Raw genomic sequence first — 17,743 nt, forward strand, 5'->3', positions numbered from 1 at the left:
GAGCGGCATGTCTAATCCTGACACCACACCTTCGTTACGGCTGAGCTTCGATGTCACACGTACGCGGGTAGAACTGCGTACGACTGCGGCATACCAGTCCGACTTCGCCAGGCTCATTGGGCGGTTAGCAGGAACGGGGAAGCGCGGAGCGCTCTCAATCGAAGTCGACTTGGACGACTTCCTGGTCAGCCTCAGCGAGTTGAGTACATGGATCCATCCTGGCGTCAACTGGGATGCGAACCTTGCCACACTCGTCACCGGAGTCCTCGACGACACCGACGCGATACAACGCAGATTGGCCGGAGATTCCGCCGCAATCTCGGACTTCGACGTTGCGGCGGAGCAGGTCATCAGTCGCCTCGGTAAAAATTGGATTGCCGACCTGACATCATTCCAAAAGCGCGACATCGCTCGACTGCTGTCACTGCGTCACGGCGCGAACTTCAGTGTGCCAGGGGCCGGCAAAACACGCGTCGCACTTGCCGTGTACGCCGCGGTTCGCGAACAAGGCCACGCGAAACGACTCCTAGTGGTGTGCCCAAAGTCTGCGTATGACGCCTGGAAGCAGGAAGCCGCAACCTGTTTCGATGAGCCCCTCCGTGTAGCGATAAATGGTTCAACCGACGCGGTCGGAGCTGAACTTCGCATTGTGAACTACGAACGGCTCGATCGCGCATTGAGTGATCTATCGGACTGGCTCAGAAGCGCTCCAGCCATGATCGTTCTCGACGAAGCGCACCGAATGAAGCTCGGTGCCAGCGGCACTTATGGATCATCATGCCTCGCCTTGGGTCCGTTAGCCAGTCGACGCCTAATTCTTACTGGCACTCCAGCACCCAACGGAGCCAGAGATCTGGAGAATCTCTTCTCATTCGTCTGGCCCGGCCATGGCAAGCGAGTGATAAATGACGCTGTCGGTGGTGGCGATCTCGGGTACGCCAGCAATGTATTGCGACCACTATTTACCCGCACAACCAAACACGAACTCGGTCTTCCGCCATATGAACCCAAGATCCGCTACCTCGACATGCCGGCGGACAGCGCGGAAATCTACGAGGCGCTGAAGGGTAATTTCGCCAACGAAGCAGATGGGTCTCGTGGAAATATCGAAGCGCTCGGCCGATCGATGCTAAGGCTGCTAATGGCAGCAATCAGCCCCGCCCTCCTATTGGAGGGCTCGAGCCGCTACGAACCAGTAGAATACCAGTTGCCTGCACTCAGGCCCGTTCCAGGGAGCACCGTATACGAGCGCTTGAAGAACATACCGACCGAGGGACTTCCACCGAAGTACGAGGAGACCGTGCGGATCGTCGCCGAAAATGCCGCGAACGGGCGGAAGACATTGGTGTGGACAACCTTTGTACGCAGCCTTACCACCTTGGAAAGGGTGCTCGCACAGTACGAACCCGCCACCGTATTCGGCGGCACTCTCGATCGCGAAGAACAGCTGCAGCGTTTCAAAAGAGACCCGAATTGCCATGTATTGATATCCAATCCGGCAACTCTGGGAGAGGGAATCAGTCTTCATCATGTCTGCCACGACGCCGTCTATGTTGATCGAGACTTCATGGCAGGGAGGTTCCTGCAAAGCCTCGACCGTATTCACCGCTTGGGACTCCCTCCTGGCACCGACACCAGAGTTACGATACTGGTGACTCGTGGCACGGTGGACGAAGTGGTCAATGTCAGACTACACAAGAAATTGACGTTTATGGGTCGCATTCTCGACGATCCCAGCGTGCAAAAGCTCGCCGACCTGGAGGAGGAACCGTCACTTAGCGCGGGAATGGATATCGCTGATGTACGTGCATTGCTACAGCACCTCAGTGGCACGGAAGACTGAATAGGTCGATCTAGGTTTGCTGGGCACGATCACTCAGCCCCGGACATCCTTCCACATCGGCACGGCGTTCGATATCGGGCGCAAACACAGCTGCCTCACCCTCCTCGGCAATAGCCCACCAGCTACCCGTAATGTTGACTGCTCGACGAGACGTACCGGGCGATGTCGGTGCCACACGAACAGAGACGAATTCACCCGCCGCCGGAATCGCAAGCCCCAAAGCGTCGGCTACTTCGATATCGCAATCATGATGACCGAGCACCAGAATCCCCTCTGGGCGCAGCCTCTCTCGCGCTCCACCATTATTTCGAGCACGCTTCATGAAATCATCTTGTTGCGCTACGGTGGCTAATTCTGCCCTGCGTATGATCCGGCGCTGCACTGACCGGAACAACTCGTTCACGCGCGCTTGTCCGTGACGGCTTCCGCGCGGAGCTCTCGCCGCAAATATACGATCCCTGACAGCGGGATCGATATGCAAAAATAAGTTGGGAGCTAGGTTGTTGGTCCCATTCCACAGCCACGAGATGTTGGGCCGAGCGGCCGCCAGGAGGCTACTCTTCTGGTCACGATTACGCCCCAAGCGAAGATATTCTACACGCACCCGGACGAGTCCGGCTGCCCAGATGGACTGCCGGTCGTTTGCGGTCACAACGAGCGCGATCCGGCCTATGACCTCGGGAGGCAAGGTCCACTCCCCCGGTTTCATCGAATACTTGCAATCCACCTCGAACCCAGCGATCCGATAGTCGGTCGCATCGCCGTCCGCGAAATCAAACGTCCGCTGGAGATTGATCTCCACAAGGGTACCCATGTGCGTCTTCTCGGTTTTATAGAGCTGGTCGAAGTTCCAGCGACCGGTACGCTGACCGTCGTATAATTGGTCAAAAGTATCCCTGACGACACTACCGAATCTCTCACCCGACTGATCGAGTCGGTAGAGCTCTTGCGCAACTTCCTCGATCTCAGAGTCTCTCACGCTGGGCTGGCGCGGCCTGCCGATCCACTGGTAGTCATAGCTATAGGGCACGTCCAGCCTCCGCTCCGGCGGAGTCCACATCCGCGGTAACCGGCAACCTTACCTTGGGATCGTCCCCGGAGAGTCGGACACGGCACCGGTCGGCGTATCACCTACGATCGCTCATATGTTCGGATCCGCCTTCAAGTACTTCGATGACAGCCCCGATGGCAGTCGGCAGGTCTTGATGCTCCCAGATCCGGATGACACGCCACCCTGCAGCACTCAACAGCGCGTCACCATTGCGATCACGTTCGATTGTCCGCCGAAGCTTCGGCTCCCAGTACCACTCGTTGACCGTCGGGCGCCTACCGTGCTCAGGGCACGCGTGCCAGAAACATCCGTCCACGAATACCGCCACCTTCCGGGCGGTGAACACGATGTCCGGGCGGACCTTCGCAGTACCGAGATCGAGGCGATAGTCCTTCCGATACCGGTAGCCGAGCCGATGCAGCGCCCGGCGAAGCTCGACTTCGGGTTTGGTATCAGCTCGTCGATTCGCGCGCATGTTCCGCGACCTGGCAGCGCTTGCAGGCGCCGGGTAGCGGCCTCGCCCGTGCGCCGCGACTCTGATGGCGTTGACTTCGTCGTCGTTCATATGCGTCCTGGTTCGACTGCGGAGCCTGCAGTAGGCAAAGATACCGGTCTACGGCCAGCACATCCACTCCTGCCCCTTCGTCGAAAGGCCTTCGCGTGAAAGAACTCAGCGTTATCGAGATCTGCGCCGGTGCGGGCGGGCAGGCCCTCGGCCTCGAGCTGGCCGGGTTTGAGCACGAGCTAGCCGTGGAGCTAGATCCGACTGCTGCGGCGACTCTCGTCCTCAACCGGGATTGGAAGGTCGCTGTCGGCGATGTTGCCGACCCCCGGGTCTTCGATCCCCGCGACTTCGCACCTAGCCCCAACAGAGGCCCGGTGGACCTTTTAGCCGGAGGCGTGCCTTGCCCGCCATTCTCCATCGCAGGCAAACAGCTCGGTGCGAACGATGAGCGTGACCTGTTCGCCTGGGCAGTGGAGCAGGTGGCCGTCATCCAACCGCGGGCATTGCTCCTGGAAAATGTTCGGGGGCTCAGCATGCCGCGCTTCGCTGGCTACCGACAGCATGTACTAGAGCGACTCCGTGAATTTGGTTACTCCGCCGAATGGCGCCTGATACAAGCGTCTGAACACGGAGTGCCTCAGCTACGCCCACGGTTCGTCCTGGTTGCCATGCAACCAGAGGAGTTTCAGTATTTCAGATGGCCTGAGAAGTCAGGTGACCCAGGCACCGTTGGCGATACCCTTCGAGCGCTCATGAAGAGAGACCGGTGGGAGGGAGCAGACGCCTGGGCCGATAAAGCCAATGGCATCGCCCCCACAATCGTCGGTGGTTCGAAGAAGCATGGCGGGGCTGACCTGGGACCGACACGTGCGAAACGAGCATGGGCCGAACTCGGTGTCGACGCGTACGGAGTTCATGATTCCGCACCCCCGTACAAGAAGCGTCCGATGACCGAGTATGGGCCAAAACTTACAAATGAAATGGTTGCACGCATTCAGGGCTGGATTCTCCAAGACCCTCGCATCGAGAATCACGCAGCAATGTTGAGAGACGAGAATCCAGCGGGATACCCCGACTATACGTGGACCTTCGAAGGCGGTAAGACGGCAGTCTACCGACAGATTGGCAATGCCTTCCCGCCTCCAGTAGCCCGCGCAATCGGCCTGTCGATAGCGGCCGCCTTGCGTCATCAGGGCGCTCGCGTCGACCGCGATATCAACCCTGCTGTGGACCCGGTGTACCAAGCGCTCCGGAAACAGGCGTCCTTCCTCACCGCTGCACAAATCGCCCGCGAAACCGGCCTAGATTTGGACGATCCCGAGATCGACAGGCGCATCAGTTTGCTCAGCCAGGATTTCGAGATACATCGGGAGGCGCGTCCGACTGGTTTTGCCTACAAGATCGGGCAGTTCAGGGCCTTCATAGGACAGGACGACCATGGACGCCATGAGTACTATAAGTCAAATTTGTCCCGAGTCAGTTAAACCGGTCAGCTGGCTTATTGAGGTGGATTCAGTCGAGCTTGTCGTCAGCCCAGCTAATCTGCGATATGCGGTGTCCCGCACAAGCGAATTACGACGCCATGGTGGTTCAAAGCGGATGTAACCGCTCGTTCCAGCGGAACTGTCTATTCGCGGGCACAATCCGTGTCATGAAGGCTGCACTACTCGTGGTCACACCGGCGCTGCGCGTCCATTGCCGGATTCAGACTGCCCGTGAACGTTGCTTCACACATATTTTTCGTTTCACTTTCATAGCTGCGCACAGATATTCGAAAAAGCAGCATGCTCAGTCGAAAGATGGCCGCATCCTAAGGGCAAGCACTGTGCATCTGGGGGCCTTGATGTCTATCCGAAGCGAGTATGAAGCCGACGTAACAGCCGGGATGCCCGCGTTGCAACGCCTTCCGGTCGACGAAGCCCGCGACCTGTTCAACCTGATCAGAGCGGCAAGCACCTTCGAAGCCGCCACCTTGGACAAGGCGATCGACTCGATGGTGGGGGCTCTGCCTCGTGCTCTGCGTGGGGTGGCGAAGCGGATCATGTTCGGTGGGCGATGAGTGATCTGACGACGCGGGCGCAGTTGATTCTGCTGGCTCGGACGTTGCATGTGCACCCGCAGCGGGTGCATCATCTGCGGTATCTGGGGGCTGCCCGGTTGCACGAGTTGCAGGAGCAGGTGTCGGGGGTGTTGTTCGATCAGCATGCGGTGACGTTTCGGCGGATCAGTGCGTTGGTGCCGTTTGTTCCGTTGACAGTTTCTATTCCGTTGGTGCAGAAGCTGGTTCCGCCGATGATGACCGGGCGGGCCGCGGGGGCGGTGGGCGTTGAGCATCCGGGGAAGGCCGCGGAGACGTTGGGGTTGCTCGATCCTGGGTACGCGGCTGATTGTGCGCCGTATCTGGATCCGCGGGCTATCGCGCAGCTGGCGGAGCGGGCGTCCGCGGGGCCGGTGGTAGCGATTGTCAACGAGCTGTTGCGGCGGCGGGACTATGTGACGGCGGGGCCATTCCTGTCGTGTGTCACAACGGAATTGATTGCCGCTGTCGAGGCTGGGGTACGCGATGACGCGGGATTGATCTACTCTGCCGCGTACTCCTATGACGGTGCTGTGCTCAGTGCAGTTGTGCGGCAGCTGCTCGACGGGCCGCACCGGCGGGTGCCGCGGATGGCGCAGACAGTGTTGGCCGGGCCGCCGAGTCTGCAACATGCTGCGCTGTCGGTGTTCTCGCGGTGCGCCGATGATGTGATCGGGCGGGTGGGTGATGTGTTGTTCGGAAACGCGCCACCCGGTGCTGTCGCCAATCTGATGCGCAACGCGCTGCGGGTAGGAGCCGTGCCCGAATTCCTCACCATGGCCGGGCATCTCACTCCGGTCGCGCTGTGGACATTGGTCGGGAATGCGGTGTTCGACGAGCCGGAGGTCGGAGTCGGGCTGGTTACCGCGTTGGAGGGGCAGTCATCGGCCGAGAGCTGGCGTGGGCTGTTCACGCTCATCCCGCGCATGAACGACCGGGTGCGGGGCGAGGTGGGGTTCGCGCTTGCCACGTTGTCGGACTCCGCGGTGGCGGAGCTGCCCGCACGGGCCACCGAAACCGGTTGCTGGCCTGAGCTGCTCGACCTGGTAGCGGTCGCGGGGACGGAGGCCCGCGGCCGGTTCGGTGCGGTGTGGGGCGCGCTGGAACCGGAACGGCGGGCACGACTGCATCGGTGCATCACCGAGCACCAGTACGACAGCAGGCTGGCCGAGATCACGGCGATGGTCGAACCGGTGGCGGTGGACCAGTTGTTCTTCGAACGGCGGCGGATGCAGCGGTATCGGGCGTGAGCGGAGCCGATACGTCTGACATCGTCGAGCGACATTCGGTGGTATGGAAGGCCCTGCGTCGTTGACCACCGCCGCTTTCACGTGGCGCGAGTGAACCGCGTCCCCCACTCCCGCAGCTGAGCGACGAGTTCCGGCGGGCCGAGTACGCGAAAGTCGGCTTCTACCTTGCCCAGGAGGAAGACCGGCCAGTCGAGGCTGTCGACGGTGAGTTCTATGTGGGTGCGGTCGTCGGGGAGAGCGGTGACGGTGCACCAGCGGCCGACGCGGGTGTGGACGTGTTCGGTGGGGGCCGCTATTTCGGCGGTGACGGTGTAGCCGGGGCGGCGGGCGCCGATGGCTTCGCGGACGAAGGTGGCGGCGTCGGGGGCGGGGAGGGTGCGGGGGCGGAAGCGGGCGCCGGTGGCGTGGGAGGCGGTGAGGCGGTCTACGCGGAAGGTGCGCCAGTCGTGGCGGGTGAGGTCGTAGGCCACCAGGTACCAGCGGCGGCCGTGGGAGACCAGGCGGTGGGGTTCCACTTCGCGGGTGCTGGTCCGGCCGTCGGCGGCGGTGTAGGTGAAGGTGAGGCGTTCTTCGCCGCGGCAGGTGAGGGCCAGGTCGGTGAGGACGGCGGGGTCGAGGTCCGACAGTGGCACGGCGCTCCACCCGGAGGAGACGGTCATGGCGCGTAGGGCGTCGACGCGGCGGCGCAGCCGGGTGGGCAGGACGGTGACCAGTTTGCCCAGCGCGCGCAACGACGGTTCGGCGAGGCCGTCGCCGGCGCTCTGTGAACCGGCTTGCAGGCAGACGGTGATGGCGACGGCTTCCTCGTCGTCGAGGACCAGCGGGGGCAGCGCGGCGCCGGCGGCGAGCTGGTAGCCGCCGTCGACACCGGGGCGGGCGTGCACGGGGTAGCCGAGGTCGCGCAGGCGGTCGATGTCGCGGCGCAGGGTGCGTGGCGAAACAACCAGTCGCTCAGCGAGTTCCGTGCCCGGCCAGAAGCGGTTGGTCTGCAGCAACGACAGCAGTCGGAGGGTGCGCGCGCTCGTATCGGCCATGTTCTCGATTATCGCGCTATTGCGGACGGAAACTGGCCACAATTGGTTCTACCTTGGGATTCACACCGACAAGCGAAGGATGCACTGATGACCGAGACCCTGCTCGACACCGAACGCACCGACATCCTCGAGGTGCTGGCCCAGCACCGCTACTTCCTGCGCCACACCGTGCGCGACCTCACCGACGAGCAGGCCGGGCTGCGCACCACCGCGAGCGAGCTGTGCCTGGGCGGGCTGATCAAGCATGTGAGCGCGGTGGAGGCGAACTGGGCGGGGTTCATCGTCGACGGACCCGCCAAGGGCCCGGACTTCTCCTCGATGACCGAGGAGCAGATGGCGAAGTGGGGCGAGATCTTCCGGATGCTGCCCGAGGACACCCTCGAGGGTGTGCTGGCCGAGTACGAGCGGGTGGCGGCGCGCACCGACGAACTGGTGCGGACGCTGCCGGACCTGAACGCGAGTCAACTGCTGCCGGAGGCGCCGTGGTTCGAGCCGGGCGTGCGCTGGACCGCGCGTCGCACCTTCATGCACATCGCGTCCGAGACAGCCCAGCACGCCGGACACGCCGATATCATCCGCGAGTCCTTGGACGGCGCCAAGTCGATGGGCTGATCAAGCAGGCGAGGTGATCTCGGTGGTGAGGGCGTCGGCTGCCGCGCGATGCCCTCGCGCGGCAGCCGGATCGGTGTCGTCGAGCAGATCGGCGATGCCCTGGTTGGCCCTGGCCTGCTCGAACCGGTAACCGAGTCGCGGTGCCAGGTCGAGGGTTTCGTTGTACAGCCGCAGTGCGTCGCCGGAAAGCCCTGCCAGTCGGCAGGTCTCGGCGTAGCCGTTGAGGAAGTGGATCTTCCAGTGCGGTTCGAACAGGTCGTCGAGGAGGGCGAAGGCCGCGCGGTGGCTGTCGAGGGCCGCGTCGTAGCGGCCCATCTCGCGCAGCGCGACACCGCGACAGTTCAGGCACCAGGCCTCGTTGTGTTTGTGACCGTCGGCGCGGGCCAGCGCCAAGGCACTGTCCAGATATTCCAGGGCGGCGACGGGTTCGTCGGGGGCGATCGCGACGCCGAGGGTGATCTGGGCCAGCAACGAGGGCGGCCGGCCCGGTTCGTCGGCGGGGGCGGTGAGGGCTCGTCTGGCCAGGTTCGCCGCCTCGGTGCGTTTGCCCAGTTGCAGCGTCGCCCAGGCCTCGCCCGCGAGAGCATCGGCGGCGCTCATCGGGCAGCCACCGCGGGCGTACAGGTCGTGAGCCTGGCGGAACAGTTCGAGCGGTTCGGTGACATCGCCTTCGTCCCAGCGCAATTGGGCGCAGCGCATGGTCAGCTCGGCGCGCGGCAACGGGTCGCCCGCCTCGGCGACCAGGGCGGCCGCGGCGGCGTAGGCGGCAGCCGCCTCGGCCATGCGGCCCGCGTTGTAGCGGGCGAATCCCAGATCGCTGTGCGCTTCGGCGAGCCGGCGCGGGTCGCCGAGTTGCTGTGCGGCACTGAGTGATTGTTCGAACAAGGCGTTGAGGTGGGTGGTGCCGCAGCGCCGGGCGAAGAAGGTTCGCAGGAAGCGGGGCAGCTCGCAGACGTGCTCGTTGGCGCCGAGCTCCACGGCGGTGTCGAACACCGCCATCAGGTTCGTGTACTCGCTGACGAACCAGAAGAAAGCGGCATCGCGATTCGGGAAGTGCGGCACGGCTTTCGGCGCGGCTCCGGCCGACACGGGACGGGTCGGGGGCAAGAACGGCATGGCGGTGTCGGCGGCGGCCGCGGCGTGCACGTAGTAGTCGAGGATGCGGCGCAGGGCGCGCCCCCGGTCGGCCGCGGTGTCGTGTTCGGCACCGGCCTGCCGGGCGTGCCTGCGAACCAGGTCGTGCAGTCGGTAGCGCCCCTCGGCTGGTTGTTCCACCAGGTGGGCGTCGAGCAGGTCTTCGAGCATGTCGCGCGCCACCCGCAACGGGATGTCGGCCACCGCCGCGGCGACGTGGTCGGTGAAGGTGGAGCCGGGGACCAGCCCCAGCAGCCGGAACAACCGGCGCCGGTCGCGATCGAGCTGACGCACCGACATCCCGAACGCGGTGTCGAATTCCGTTGCGCCCTCGGCCATCCGCTCGACCAGGATGCCCACCGACCAACCGGGCCGATGCCGCAATCTGGCCGCCGCCAGCCGCAAGGCGAGCGGCAGATTCCCGCACAGACGCAACACTTCCGCGGCCTGTTCGGGTTCTCTGGCCAGCCGGCCGTCGGGTCCGCGCGCATCGCCACTGGCCCGGGCGAGCAACTCGGCGCTCTCCTCGACGCTGAGCACGTCGAGAGTCACCGGCGGCACCTCGTCGAGTTCGAGCAGCCGGTTGCGGCTGGTGATGATGGCGACCGATGCGCCCGCGCCCGGCAGCAACTGGCTCACCTGGGCGGCGTCGGCGGCGTTGTCGAGCACGATCACCGCCCGCAACCGGGCCAGTTCCGAACGCCAGCACGCCGCGCGCAGTTCTACACCGCCGTCCTGGGGCACCCGCTCCGACGGCACCCCCAGCGCCGCGAGCAGGGCGCGCACGGCCGCGTCGGGATCGAGGGGACTGCGGCCGTCGGTGAAACCGTGCAGGTCGAGGTAGAGCTGGGCGTCCGGGAACTCGGCGGCCAGCTGGTGGGCGGCGTGCACCGCCAGCGACGACTTGCCGACACCGGCCATGCCGTCGATGGCCACCACCCGGTGCGTGCGCACGGCGCCGAGCACCTCGGCCATGGCCTGTTCCCGGCCGGTGAAGTCGGGCACGTCGCGGGGCAGATCGTTGCGCGGCGGGGCGGGAACGTCGGCGGGCAGCTGTGGCGGGGCCACCTGGCGGCTGGTCTTGGGTGGGGCGGGCAGTGGGTTGTTCGCGCGCTCCCACAGCGGGCGCAGCGGGCGCGGATCGCGCTTCACCAACCGGCACAGTTCCAGCACGGCGGGCCACGGCGGCACCGTCTGGCCGTTGAGATAGCGCGACAGCGACGACGAACTCAGCCCGGTGTCACGCGCCAGCGCCCGCACCCCGCGCCCGGACAGCTCCTGGATCGCGCGCAGCCGCGCCGCCAGTTCGTCCTGCGGGTACGCCCGCTGTTGCACCACCACTGTTCCGCACTCCGTGTCCCGGTCCGCAACGACCATTTTCCCGCCGACAAGCCAGAGGTCAGAGCCGTTTTCCGCTGTCCCAGAGTGTCCCACAGACCTCGTTTTCCCGCACGCGCCGGGCTGTGATGGAGACACACCGCAAGCAGCGGAGAACAAGCGAAACCGAGGAGAAACATCATGCAGTCCCGTATGCAGAACCCCGCCATGATCCTGTCCGGCGCGATGGGCCCCATCCAGGAGATCTTCACGGCGATCAAGGCCGGCGGGGTGGAAGCCGAGATCCTGGAGCTGGTGCACCTGCGCGTCAGCCAGGTCAACGGCTGCAGCTCCTGTGTCGACGCCGGCACCAAGTCCGCGCGCAAGGCGGGTGTCAGCGAGGAACGCCTGGCCACCGTCGTCGCCTGGCGCGAGGCGCCGTACTTCAGCGACGAGGAGCGCGCCGCGCTGGAGCTGGCCGAGGCCGCCACCCGGATGGCCGACCGCGCCGACGCCGTCACCGATGAGGTCTGGGACCACGCGGCGAGCTACTTCGACGAGCGCCAACTCGCCGCTATCGTGCTGATGATCGGGATCGCCAACATGTTCAACCGGCTCAACGCGACCACCCGCCAGATCGCGGGCGCCTGGGGCTGAGAATCCAACTCCGGTGAAAGGAATTCCGATGTCGAAGCAGCGAACCAGCACGAGCCACGGCGGTTTCTCGCGGTGGATGCAGCACAAGATGAACGCGCGGATGAACCGCAAGATCCGCGGCGGCAAGGGCACGTTCATGGGTATGAACGTGCTGATCCTGCACACCGTCGGGCGCCGCACCGGCCGGCATCGCGACACCCCGATCTCCTGGTTCCCCGATGGGGACGGCTCCTGGTTGCTGGTGGCCTCCGGCGGCAAGGACGGTGATCCGGACTGGTTCCGCAACCTGATGAGCCGACCCGATGAGGCGACCGTTCAGCTGCCCGGCGCGGACGCGGTGGCGGTGACACCGCATGTGCTCGAGGGCGCGCAACGGGCGGCGGCTTGGGAGCGGATCGCCGCCGCACAACCGCGCTACGACAAGTACCAGGCCAAAGCCGGTCGCCAGTACTCGGTCGTGCGGCTGACCACGGTGTGATCCCGCACCACCCGGCACAGCCGACGCCTGGTGGGACACGATGGCGAGCCCCGAAGAGGGCTACTGGTCAGCGGCATGTGCCGGTACGAGTAGCTCGATGACCGCACATCGGCCGAACGCACGGTTGGGCCTGGACCACGAAGTACCGCCGGATCAAGCGGGCAGCAATCGGCCGATCACCTCGGCGAGCTGGCGCACATTGCGGCACTCGTGCATGGTGACGACCTCGGTGTAGGCGTCGGCGGCCGAATCACCGGTCGACCATGAGCTCGACGGTTCCGGGTTGAGCCAGTAGGTGGCCTTCGACCGCTGCGTGATCGTTTCCAGCGCGGCGAGATTCGGGTCGGTGCGGTTGGTGCGGGCGTCGCCGAGGATCAGCACGCAGGTGCGGGGCCCGACCGCGTCGAGGTACTGATCGACGAAGCCCTGCAGGACCTCTCCGTAATTGCTGGAGCCGAACCGGGCGACGCCGCCTTCGCGGACGATGTCCTGCGCGAAACCGGGACGTGGCGGTTCACCGGGGGTGAAGTGGTGGGTGATCTCGGCACAGGTGTCGACGAAACCGAAACTGCGGACCCGGCTGAACTGATCCTGCAACGCCTGCACCAACTGCAGGGTGAATTCGGCGAAGCCGGTCACCGAGCCCGAGACATCAGCCAGCACAACGAGATCGGGGCGACCGTGCCTGCGGGCCCGCAGCACCGGGTCGACGGGCACCCCGCCGGTGGCCATCGAACGCCGCAGCGTGCGGCGCAGATCGATCCGACCGCGCACCGCCTTCTTGCGGCGCACCGCCAACCGGGTGGCGAGTTTGCGAGCCAGCGGGTGCACCAGGCGGCGCATCTCGGCGAGATCCTGTTCGCGGGCACCCAGGAAATCGGTGCGGTCCGCGGCGTTCTCGACGCCGCGGCGGGCGATGTAGTCGGTGCCGCGCAGTTGCGCCGACCGCAGGCGCGCCTCGGTCTGCACGTCCGTGCGGAACCGGTCGACCCGGCGGCGCGCCTCGATGGTGCGCACCGCGGTATCGAACTGCCCGGTGCCACCCATGGTTTCGGCGACCTGCTCGGAGATCTCGTCCGGGCGCAGCGATTTCATGGTCAGGTAGGACGACCAGCCCGCACCCGAGGCCTGCGTGACGCGTCCCGCGGTCTCCCCCGCACCGCCGTAGGCGCCGAAGGTGTTGAGCGCTTCGCGGGCCAGTTCGGCGGTGTCGGAGCCCTGTACGAGAGTGGCGATCAGTCGCTCGCGCAATGATTCCGGGTCGTCGCTCGGTTGGGCGGGTGGCAACGAGACACCGCGGAAGTACAGGTCGAAGAGCTGGTCGAACACCGATCGCTGACCGTTGCGGCGCAGCAGACAGGCGGCCAGACCCGAACGCAACCGTTCGGGGTCGTCGTGGCCCAGCACGACGATCGCCTGTGCGGCATCGACGGTTTCGCTGGGACCGGCGAAGATACCGTGCTCGCGCAGCAGGCTCACGAAGCCGACGAGCTGGTCGGTGGGCGAAGTCATCGGCGACTCGGCCTGGGCTCGTCCGCGGGGTCGTCGAGCGCGAGACGTTCGATGGCGAGCCGATGATCGGACTGGTACTTCAGCAGCACACCCAACGTCGAGCGGACCACCGAGGAGCTCAGTTCGCGGGCCCGCAAGGCGACCAGAGTCTTGGCCCAGTCCAGGGTTTCGGCGATCGACGGGGCCTTGCGCAGCGGCAGCTGCCGCAGTGCCGACACTGTGCGCACCACCGGTTCGGCCAGCGCCGCGTCGAGCTCGGGCACCTTCAACCGCACGATCTCGCGCTCGAGTTCAGCCGATGGGTAGTCGATGTGCAGGTACAGGCAGCGGCGTTTCAGCGCCTCGGACAGGTCGCGGTGGGCATTGGAGGTGAGCACGACGAAGGGCTTGCGTACCGCGGTGATGGTGCCCAGCTCCGGGATCGAGACCTGAAAGTCGCCGAGCACCTCCAGCAGCAGACCCTCGAGTTCCACATCGGCCTTGTCGAGTTCGTCGATCAGCAGCACCGTGGGGTCGGGGTTGCGGATCGCCGCCAGCAGTGGGCGGGCCAGCAGGAACTCCTCGGTGAACACGTGCTCGCGGGTGCTGTCCCAGCCCTGTCCGGAGGTGGCGGTGATGCGCAGCAGCTGCTTGGCGTGGTTCCACTCGTAGAGGGCGCGTGCCTCGTCGATGCCCTCGTAGCACTGCAACCGGATGAGTTCGGCCGACGCCGCGGTGGCGACGGCCTTGGCGAGTTCGGTCTTGCCGACACCGGCGGGGCCCTCGATCAGCAGCGGCTTGCCGAGGCGGTCGGCCAGGAAGACCGCGGTCGCGATGTCGGTCGAGGGCAGGTAGTCGGCCGCGCTCAGCCGATCGGTCACCTGGTCTACCGACGCAAAGAAGTTACTCATCGGTAACCAGTATAGGCGTGCGATTCAGGGGCGCGGCGCGGCGCTCAGTAGGGGTCGGCGGCCGCCTCGACCCGGCCCGATTCGATCGCGTCGAGCAGGCTGCGGTGGTCGAGTAGCGTCTGGTCGGCGTAGGCCAGGGCGAACTCACCCATCGCGCGATCGAACTTGTCGCCGCTGCCCAGATAGGCGGCCAGCGCAATCCGGTCCCCCGAGCGGGCGTGCGCGCGAGCCAGCACCGACCCGCACAGCGCGGCGTAGCGGCTCAGTTCGGCGTGGCTCATCGCGTCGATATCGGCCGAACCCTTCATATCGCGCAATTGCCGCAGGTAGAAGAAGCGCCCCGCCGGACCGGAGGCCCAGCCGAGGAAGATGTCGCTGGCCGATTGCATCAGTCGCTGACCGGCCACCACCCGGTGCCCCTGATGCCGGAACCTGCTCGACCGCGCATGCTCGGCCAGCACCGAGGTGAGCGCCTCCTTGAGCTGGATGAACAGCGGCGCCCCCGATTCCTTGTCCATCAGCAAGGCGATGAAGCAGCGGGTGCCGACGCTGCCCACACCCACCACCTTCATCCCGGTATCGACGAGTTCGTAGCGATCCAGCAACACCCGGCGCTCATCGGCCAGACTGCGCCGGTAATCGGCGAAAACCTGCTCGACCACCGACTCGTCCCGAAGTTCGATCGGCACGAGCAGCGGCGGCTGATTCTTGATCCGCGGCCGGCCGTCGGAACCCGTTTCGGTGAGTTTGCTCAGCGCCTGCAGGCTGGTGTGTTTGCGGGCACCGGCGACGGTCTTCTCGACCTGCTTGCGGCGCTTGGGTTTACGCACCAGCTCGGCCACCTGGTCGGCGTCGACCATGTCGTACCAGACGGCGAGGCTGTCGAGCCCGGCCATCGCCGAGACGGTCTCGCGGTAGGCCCGCGCGGCCGCCACCACCGCGGTACCGGCCTGCTCGTCGGTGCAACCGTTGTCGCGTGCTGCCACCGCCACGCTGGCGACCAGGCGCTTGACATCCCACTCGAACGGACCGGGCAGCGTCTCGTCGAAATCGTTGACATCGAAGACGAGATTGCGTTCAGGGGAGGCGTACAGCCCGAAATTGGCCAGGTGCGCATCACCGCACAGCTGCGCGGTGAGCCCGGTGTTCGGAGTCGCGGCCAGGTCGGCCGCCATCACCGCGGCCGCGCCACGCAGAAAAGCGAACGGCGACTGCGCCATCCGCGCATACCGGATCGGCAGCAACTCGGGCACCCGGCCCCGGCCCTGCCGCACCAGCATCGTCACCGGATCCGCCCGATCCGGCCCGGGCCGCCACTGCCCCAACTCGGCGCGCCCCACGGACTGCCGAGCCGCCTTCCCCCGTTCGGCCGCATCCCGTTCACAACCCCGCACCGTCGCCCGCGTCATCGAGCAAGCCTCCCGCCAACAGCGCCCGACAGCAAGCTTCCGCGCCGCCCCGCCTCCCACCGAAACCGCCGAGCTTGCACGGAGGTCAGCGAGCAACAAGCGATTCGAGACTGACGATCAAGTCGCGATCGCGATGAAAGCCGCGCTCCGTGATGAGTCGGACCGCGTCGCGAGCAACTTCGATATCTTGCTCTGTCGAGGCGGCGAGCAACTCGTGTAGATCAGCGATATCTTGCGGCCTCGAATCGTCATCACGCGAAAGCAGCTTCAGGGCGATGAGGTGTCCTGTCGTCGCCACGGGCAGACTCAGGTCGGGCACGATCTCGAGCTCCTCGGCGCCAACGGCGATCTCCGGTTCTATTCCGGAACTCGCGAAGAGCAGATCCACCAGAACCGGGACACCACCGAAATTCCTGCGGAGGCGAATCGTCGCGAGCCGTCCGCTGTCGTGCTCCACAGACGCGTACATGACGTAGCCTGCGTCGAACATGCTGCGGACCAGCGCTTCTGCGTCACCGTCGTCGGCGACCGCGACGGCGAGATCTATGTCGTGGGTGAAACGAGGAATCGAACGAGCCGATACCGCGAACCCACCTACCAGTGCCCAGCGGTAACCCAGTTTGTCGATGTCTGTGCGGGCGCGCCGCAGCGCGGATTCGAGTGCGTTCACACGAACCGGCGCGATGGGCTGGTGACCGCGTCCGTGGCTCCGGAGCGGGACATGAGCCAGGAAGCAACCATGTCGTCGAGCTCGGACTGCGATGCACTGGGGTACATCCGACGCATCCGCGTGCGATACATCTGCACGCCGAATTCGGACATCTCCAGGGCTAGGCGAAGCCGCTGCGCTGGCGTTCCTTCCGTCACACAGTCAGGTTACGTCAGAACACCGAAAGGCCCGCTCGCGCGTGGCGAACGGGCCTTTGCGGGTGTCAAGAACTTACGCGGTTTCGGTGATGGGGCGGTCGACCCAGCTCATCAGGCCGCGCAGCTTGGCGCCGGTGACCTCGATGGGGTGCTCGGCGTTGGCCTTGCGCAGGCCCTCGAGCTCCTTGTTGCCGCCCTCGACGTTGGCGACGAGGCGCTTGACGAAGGTGCCGTCCTGGATGTCGGCCAGGATCGCCTTCATGCGCTCCTTGGTGCCTGCGTCGATGACGCGCGGGCCCGACAGGTAGCCGCCGAACTCGGCGGTGTCGGACACCGAGTAGTTCATGCGCGCGATGCCGCCCTCGTACATCAGGTCGACGATCAGCTTCAGCTCGTGCAGGACCTCGAAGTAGGCCATCTCGGGGGCGTAGCCCGCCTCGACCATGACCTCGAAACCGGTCTTGACCAGTTCTTCGGTGCCACCGCAGAGCACGGCCTGCTCACCGAAGAGGTCGGTCTCGGTCTCTTCCTTGAAGGTGGTCTTGATGACGCCGGCGCGGGCGCCGCCGATGCCCTTGGCGTAGGACAGCGCCAGCGCCTGACCCTCACCCTTGGGGTCCTGGTCCACGGCGATCAGGGCGGGCACGCCCTTGCCGTCGACGAACTGACGGCGCACCAGGTGGCCGGGGCCCTTCGGCGCGACCATCGCGACGGTCACGTTGGCCGGAGCCTTGATCAGACCGAAGTGGATGTTGAGGCCGTGGCCGAAGAACAGCGCGTCGCCGTCCTTCAGGTTGGGCTCGATGTCGTTGGTGAAGATCGACGCCTGGGCGGTGTCGGGGGCCAGCACCATGATCACGTCGGCCCACGCGGAGACCTCGGCGGGGGTGCCGACGGTCAGACCGGCCTCTTCGGCCTTCGGGCGCGACTTGGAGCCCTCGGCCAGGCCGACACGCACGTCGACGCCGGAGTCGCGCAGGCTCAGTGAGTGCGCGTGGCCCTGGCTGCCGTAGCCGATCACGGCGACCTTGCGGCCCTGGATGATCGACAGGTCAGCGTCGTCGTCGTAGAACATCTCGACTGCCACTTTGGTTGGTCCCTTCTGGT

Annotated in this window: 17 protein-coding genes; 7 read left to right on the forward strand and 10 right to left on the reverse strand. The window is 65.5% G+C overall.

The features are described from left to right. The first annotated feature begins 7 nt into the window (after window positions 1–7). Complete coding sequence (locus ACFO5K_RS12355) at window positions 8–1,843, forward strand: DEAD/DEAH box helicase (protein WP_378560689.1); 1,836 nt, start codon at window positions 8–10, stop codon at window positions 1,841–1,843. 10 nt (window positions 1,844–1,853) lie between these two features. Here ACFO5K_RS12355 and ACFO5K_RS12360 read toward each other — a convergent pair whose 3' ends face one another. Both ACFO5K_RS12360 and ACFO5K_RS12365 read right to left on the reverse strand, forming a co-directional pair. Beyond that, window positions 1,854–2,873 carry a NaeI family type II restriction endonuclease gene (locus ACFO5K_RS12360; RefSeq protein WP_378560692.1) on the reverse strand — a complete coding sequence of 340 codons (1,020 nt, stop codon included), beginning with the start codon at window positions 2,871–2,873 and terminating at the stop codon, window positions 1,854–1,856. A gap of 97 nt (window positions 2,874–2,970) precedes the next feature. Beyond that, the gene (locus ACFO5K_RS12365) at window positions 2,971–3,369 is read right to left on the reverse strand and encodes a very short patch repair endonuclease (RefSeq protein WP_378563765.1); all 399 of its coding nucleotides are present in this window, start codon (window positions 3,367–3,369) and stop codon (window positions 2,971–2,973) included. 185 nt (window positions 3,370–3,554) lie between these two features. Between ACFO5K_RS12365 and ACFO5K_RS12370 the strand changes: the two genes are divergently transcribed. The 3 genes from ACFO5K_RS12370 to ACFO5K_RS12380 all read left to right on the forward strand — a co-directional run bounded on the left by ACFO5K_RS12370 (window position 3,555) and on the right by ACFO5K_RS12380 (window position 6,726). Further along, window positions 3,555–4,883, forward strand: a complete 1,329-nt coding sequence (locus ACFO5K_RS12370) for a DNA cytosine methyltransferase (protein WP_378560695.1) — start codon at window positions 3,555–3,557, stop codon at window positions 4,881–4,883. Window positions 4,884–5,050: 167 nt separating this feature from the next. Then, window positions 5,051–5,458, forward strand: coding sequence for a hypothetical protein (locus ACFO5K_RS12375; RefSeq protein WP_378560698.1), 408 nt, complete (start codon window positions 5,051–5,053; stop codon window positions 5,456–5,458). Then, window positions 5,455–6,726 (forward strand): hypothetical protein, encoded by a 1,272-nt coding sequence (locus ACFO5K_RS12380; RefSeq protein WP_378560701.1) that lies wholly within the window; start codon window positions 5,455–5,457, stop codon window positions 6,724–6,726. Before ACFO5K_RS12375 ends, ACFO5K_RS12380 begins: the two co-directional genes overlap by 4 nt. Window positions 6,727–6,803: 77 nt before the next feature. Here ACFO5K_RS12380 and ACFO5K_RS12385 read toward each other — a convergent pair whose 3' ends face one another. Next, window positions 6,804–7,760 (reverse strand): helix-turn-helix transcriptional regulator, encoded by a 957-nt coding sequence (locus ACFO5K_RS12385; protein ID WP_378560704.1) that lies wholly within the window; start codon window positions 7,758–7,760, stop codon window positions 6,804–6,806. 87 nt (window positions 7,761–7,847) lie between these two features. On the opposite strand from ACFO5K_RS12385, the gene ACFO5K_RS12390 reads away from it, so the two are divergent. Further along, window positions 7,848–8,372: a DinB family protein gene (locus tag ACFO5K_RS12390; RefSeq protein WP_378560707.1), complete on the forward strand. Its 525-nt coding sequence runs from the start codon at window positions 7,848–7,850 to the stop codon at window positions 8,370–8,372. Here ACFO5K_RS12390 and ACFO5K_RS12395 read toward each other — a convergent pair whose 3' ends face one another. Beyond that, window positions 8,373–10,847, reverse strand: a complete 2,475-nt coding sequence (locus ACFO5K_RS12395; RefSeq protein WP_378560710.1) for a helix-turn-helix domain-containing protein — start codon at window positions 10,845–10,847, stop codon at window positions 8,373–8,375. It abuts the gene before it with no gap. A gap of 177 nt (window positions 10,848–11,024) precedes the next feature. Between ACFO5K_RS12395 and ACFO5K_RS12400 the strand changes: the two genes are divergently transcribed. Further along, window positions 11,025–11,480: a carboxymuconolactone decarboxylase family protein gene (locus ACFO5K_RS12400; RefSeq protein ID WP_378560713.1), complete on the forward strand. Its 456-nt coding sequence runs from the start codon at window positions 11,025–11,027 to the stop codon at window positions 11,478–11,480. A 28-nt stretch (window positions 11,481–11,508) separates the two neighbouring features. Next, window positions 11,509–11,958 carry a nitroreductase family deazaflavin-dependent oxidoreductase gene (locus ACFO5K_RS12405; protein ID WP_378560716.1) on the forward strand — a complete coding sequence of 150 codons (450 nt, stop codon included), beginning with the start codon at window positions 11,509–11,511 and terminating at the stop codon, window positions 11,956–11,958. Window positions 11,959–12,111: 153 nt separating this feature from the next. On the opposite strand, the gene ACFO5K_RS12410 is transcribed toward ACFO5K_RS12405, so the two are convergent. From ACFO5K_RS12410 to ilvC, 6 genes are all read right to left on the reverse strand, one after another. After that, the gene (locus ACFO5K_RS12410; protein ID WP_378560719.1) at window positions 12,112–13,470 is read right to left on the reverse strand and encodes a vWA domain-containing protein; all 1,359 of its coding nucleotides are present in this window, start codon (window positions 13,468–13,470) and stop codon (window positions 12,112–12,114) included. Continuing rightward, window positions 13,467–14,360: an AAA family ATPase gene (locus tag ACFO5K_RS12415; RefSeq protein ID WP_378560722.1), complete on the reverse strand. Its 894-nt coding sequence runs from the start codon at window positions 14,358–14,360 to the stop codon at window positions 13,467–13,469. Before ACFO5K_RS12415 ends, ACFO5K_RS12410 begins: the two co-directional genes overlap by 4 nt. 44 nt (window positions 14,361–14,404) lie before the next feature. After that, complete coding sequence (locus ACFO5K_RS12420; protein ID WP_378560725.1) at window positions 14,405–15,769, reverse strand: DUF2252 domain-containing protein; 1,365 nt, start codon at window positions 15,767–15,769, stop codon at window positions 14,405–14,407. Window positions 15,770–15,854: 85 nt separating this feature from the next. Next, window positions 15,855–16,439: a nucleotidyl transferase AbiEii/AbiGii toxin family protein gene (locus ACFO5K_RS12425; protein WP_378560728.1), complete on the reverse strand. Its 585-nt coding sequence runs from the start codon at window positions 16,437–16,439 to the stop codon at window positions 15,855–15,857. After that, the gene (locus ACFO5K_RS12430; RefSeq protein ID WP_378560731.1) at window positions 16,436–16,636 is read right to left on the reverse strand and encodes a hypothetical protein; all 201 of its coding nucleotides are present in this window, start codon (window positions 16,634–16,636) and stop codon (window positions 16,436–16,438) included. Before ACFO5K_RS12430 ends, ACFO5K_RS12425 begins: the two co-directional genes overlap by 4 nt. Window positions 16,637–16,709: 73 nt before the next feature. Continuing rightward, on the reverse strand, window positions 16,710–17,711 hold the full coding sequence (gene ilvC / locus ACFO5K_RS12435; protein WP_378563768.1) for a ketol-acid reductoisomerase: 1,002 nt from the start codon (window positions 17,709–17,711) through the stop codon (window positions 16,710–16,712). Between the last annotated feature and the right edge of the window lie 32 nt (window positions 17,712–17,743).

This window comes from Nocardia halotolerans (genome assembly GCF_042650145.1).
Lineage (GTDB): Bacteria > Actinomycetota > Actinomycetes > Mycobacteriales > Mycobacteriaceae > Nocardia > Nocardia halotolerans.